We start from the raw sequence: 3056 nt of genomic DNA, 5'->3' as shown, positions 1-3056 counted from the left end.
CTACGACCGTTGCGGCCACGACGGTGATCGCGGCGAAGATCGCTGCGGCCATCCACCTTCTGGTCATTGCCGACCAGAGCGCGCTGAGGGCCAGGGCGCCCACGAGAATCCAGCCCGTGAGCGACGTCCACCAGGCACCCACCGGACGCGCGTCCACTGAGCCGGCCATCGTGAATCCGAAAACCACGGCCAGGGTGACGAATCCGGCGACAGCGACCGCGGCCCACGCGATCCCCACGACGCAGCCCCAGCCCTGCTCGCGCAGCTCGTCGGGCAACGTTCGATGTTCCAGGGCCTCGCGCACCGACGCGGGCAGATTCTGCTCGTCGAGAAGCGCGCTCAGTCGTCGCGCGGTCGCCTCGTCGGCGTTGAGACCCCACAGCATCCCGATGTAGGCCCGCACCTCATCCGCGGACGCCCCCTCGGTCAGTCCGACGGCGTAGCGGCCCGCCTGATCCCGGTGACCGAGCCGGCGATAGTGCCCGACGAGCTGCTGACGGGTCGCATCGTCCGCGGGGTCGTCGCGCAGTCGGGCTTTCCAGGCTCCCACCTCTTCTTTGCCGGCCGGCAGCCCCTCGGAGCTTCCGTCAGGGGCATCGGTGGTCACTCGGTCAGTATGGCGGGAGCGGCCGGCGTTCCCTCGTTTGTCGGCCGCGCCTCGCCGTGGCGCGCCGAGTGAACGAGATAGATCTCGGCGTTGCGTAACAGGCGGGAACGCTCCTCGGCGGTGAGCGCGCGCCGCACCTTCGCCGGAACGCCCGCGACGAGCGAGCCCTCGGGTACGACGGTGCCCTCGAGGACGACCGCTCCCCCGGCGATCAGGCATCCCGGGCCGATCTCGGCCCCCGACAGGATGACACTGCCCATGCCCACCAGGGAGCCGTCGCCGATCGTGCACCCGTGCACCACCGCGTTGTGACCCACCGAGACGTCGGCCCCGATGATGACGGGGTGGTCGGCATCCACGTGCACCGACACGTTGTCCTGCAGATTGCTGCGCGCACCGATCGAGATCGCCGCGCTGTCGCCGCGGAGGACGGCGTTGTACCAGACGCTCGCGCCCTCGCTGAGCGTCACGTCGCCCACCACTCGGGCCCCGGATGCCACGAACGCGGTCTCGTGCAGGCGGGGCGTCGCGCCGGGGAGCGACAGGATCGAAGCGTCGGGGGCGATCGTCATGCGCCCGAGGCTAGCGCTACCGAGCCGCTACGGAGGACTACGTAGCGCCCACGAAAGTCGGTAGGCCCGATGGGTGGATCGGTAGTGGCGCACTCTCATCGAACTCATAGTTTCGGTGGCAACACCAGCCGCACATGCCCAGGAGAAGCCATGTCGCCGTCCACCGAAACCGCAGCCCCGATCCCCGCTACCCGCGCCTCTCGTCGTCCGCGCCACGGCAAGGCGAAGGCGATCCTCGCCATCGCCGCCGGTACCGCCCTGCTCCTCGGTGGAGGAGGGACGTACGCGTACTGGACGACGTCGACCGCCCTGTCGACCGGGAGCGTGCAGTCCGGTGACCTCAACCTGACACTGGGCACGAGCGCGTGGAGCTTGAAGGGTGTGCTCGGCTCCGCCATTTCGCTGACGGACCCCACCACGGCCCGGATCGTCCCGGGCGATGTCCTCACGTTGACGCAGCCCGTCACGGTCACGCTGGTCGGCAACACCCTGCAAGCCGATCTCGCGGTGACCCAGGCCGCGAACTTCGTCTCGGGACCTGCCGCGCAGTACGTCAAGGTCGCCGTGAACATCCCCGGCCTCGGTGCGCAGACCGGCACCAACACGTACCGGGTGACGCCCGCCACGGCCGGCAACCTGCAGGCGACGGTGACGGTGACCTTCGATGCGAACACCCCGAACCTCGTCGGCGTCAACACCCCTGTGGACCTCAGCAAGCTGTCGTTCTCGCTCACCCAGGCTTCCAGCTGAGGCAGGTTCCATGCTCCATCGCGACGACAGCACCATGCGTCGCCTGAAGTGGGGCGCCGTGCTCGCGGCGGTCCTGGTCCTGGGGACCGGGACCGCCGCCGCGCAGGCGCTCTGGCAGCGATCCGTCGCGCTGAACGCCGGAACCACGACCACGGGGTCTCTCGCGCTCGCGACGGAATGGGGCAGCGACTGGTCCGCGTGGAAACCCCTGTTTCCGGGCGGCACTAGCGATTCAGCAATCCTCAAGGTCACTGAGACAGCGGCATCCGGCACGACCCTGCGGTGGCGGGTCACTCCGAACGTCTCCCTCGGACTGAGCGCCGAGGAGGCCGCATACGTGACAACCCAGGTGTTCGTCGGAAGCTGCGGCAGCTCGACCCCGATCGCGACCGGCGCTTCGTACGCGCCGGCGGGAGGGTTCCTCCCCGGCACCTCCGTCGACCTGTGCCTACGGGTGACGCTCGCAGCGAATGCTCCCGCAGCTCTTCAGAATCGCGCGCTCACGCCCACGCTCGGCGTGGCAGCCGTCCAGGCTGTGTCATGACCGCCTTCCGAGGTCGTATCGGACGCGTGATGGCGGTGTCCGCGCTCATCGCCGTCCTCGCGCTGACTCCCGGGATGACACCCGCGACCGCCGCGTGGCAGGCCACCGCCGCCGCTCCCTCCTTCGCCCTGTCGACGGGCGCTCTCACCCCTCCCGCTCCGGTGGCATGTCAGAACCAGGGCACCGTCCTCAACTACTACGTCCGGTTGTCTTGGCCCCGCGTTGCGGGAGCCACTTCATACGAATTGGTGGCACTGAACACCTCTCAAGGAACCAAAGTCCTCGGTCTGAACGTCGCGGACTCCACTGCCGTGAACGGCACGCTCTCCGCTGACGTTCAGGCCGGACTGTTGAACAACGTCCTGTCACTCCTCTCCGGAAATCCGACGGTGGCGGTCGTCGCCGTCAACGGCGCTTGGAGATCCGCTCCGAGCGCCGGAACGACTCTCGTCCCGACCGGCATCGTCAGCGGTCTGCTGGGAGGGCTTCGATGTCCGACAACCTGACGCTTCGCCGCAGCGCACACTCGGTACGCGCACACCGCCCAGCCTGGCGCCGCGCCCGAGCGATCCTCGGCACCGTC

General features: G+C 69.0%; 5 protein-coding genes. 3 read left to right on the top strand and 2 right to left on the bottom strand.

All coding sequences use genetic code 11. From position 1 onward, the window contains the following. The coding region (locus QZ433_RS06345; RefSeq protein WP_295780838.1) for a hypothetical protein at nt 1-607 on the bottom strand (607 nt) is incomplete at its 3' end. Beyond that, nucleotides 604-1179, bottom strand: a complete 576-nt coding sequence (locus QZ433_RS06340; protein ID WP_295780836.1) for a gamma carbonic anhydrase family protein — start codon at nt 1177-1179, stop codon at nt 604-606. The genes QZ433_RS06340 and QZ433_RS06345, both read right to left, overlap by 4 nt. Nucleotides 1180-1329: 150 nt before the next feature. Here QZ433_RS06340 and QZ433_RS06335 point away from each other — a divergent pair, with 150 nt between their 5' ends. The 3 genes from QZ433_RS06335 to QZ433_RS06325 are packed head-to-tail and all read left to right on the top strand — an operon-like array spanning nt 1330 to nt 2979. After that, a complete protein-coding gene (locus QZ433_RS06335; RefSeq protein WP_295780834.1) occupies nt 1330-1929 on the top strand; it encodes an alternate-type signal peptide domain-containing protein in 600 nt (199 codons plus the stop codon). Nucleotides 1930-1939: 10 nt separating this feature from the next. Continuing rightward, complete coding sequence (locus QZ433_RS06330) at nt 1940-2473, top strand: hypothetical protein (RefSeq protein ID WP_295780833.1); 534 nt, start codon at nt 1940-1942, stop codon at nt 2471-2473. Further along, nucleotides 2470-2979, top strand: coding sequence for a hypothetical protein (locus tag QZ433_RS06325; RefSeq protein WP_295780832.1), 510 nt, complete (start codon nt 2470-2472; stop codon nt 2977-2979). The genes QZ433_RS06330 and QZ433_RS06325 overlap by 4 nt, the downstream gene beginning before the upstream one ends. The last annotated feature ends 77 nt before the right edge of the window (nt 2980-3056 follow it).

Source organism: uncultured Microbacterium sp. (assembly GCF_913776565.1).
Taxonomy (GTDB): Bacteria; Actinomycetota; Actinomycetes; order Actinomycetales; family Microbacteriaceae; genus Microbacterium.
This window is presented reverse-complemented; position numbering and strand designations above follow the sequence as displayed.